This window comes from Paenibacillus sp. EKM10P (assembly GCF_011800655.1).
Taxonomy (GTDB): domain Bacteria; phylum Bacillota; class Bacilli; order Paenibacillales; family Paenibacillaceae; genus Paenibacillus; species Paenibacillus polymyxa.
In genome coordinates this window covers 1-474 of record NZ_JAALET010000076.1, presented here as the reverse complement: position 1 = coordinate 474, position 474 = coordinate 1, and the positions used below count along the sequence as shown (strand labels likewise).

Sequence of the window (474 nt, the reverse complement as noted above, 5' to 3'; positions counted from 1 at the left end):
CAAGCTTTTGCCGAGCCACAAGTAAGCTTTAACTATCTCGGACAGTTGGATCAAGACTTGCCAAACAGCGATATCCGGATGTCTCCTTACTCGATGGGATCGGTCATTAGTGACCGGACGAAGATGAAATATGCGCTCGATGTGAGCGGGATTGTCACGAACGGCATTCTGAAATTCGACATTCGGTATAACGGCAAAGCCTTCCGTAAGGATACGGTCCAAATGCTGGCCAACCTGTTGAAATCCAATCTGCTTGAAGTGATCGAGCATTGTGTGACACGGGAGCGGACCGAATTGACTCCAAGTGATGTACTGTTCAAAGGTCTGACCCTGGAGCAATTCGATACGATTAAGGAGCAGACAAAGGCGATTGGGGAATTGGAAAATGTGTACCCACTGACCCCCATGCAAAAGGGAATGCTGTTCCATAGTTTGATGAATGCAGAAACCGGCGTGTATTTTGAGCAGGCAACC

The 474-nt window shown here is 48.1% G+C and carries 1 protein-coding gene; it reads left to right on the top strand.

What is annotated here, in order from left to right; genetic code table 11:
- On the top strand, positions 1-474 hold a 474-nt coding region (locus HFE01_RS26470), incomplete at both ends, for a condensation domain-containing protein (protein ID WP_243208315.1).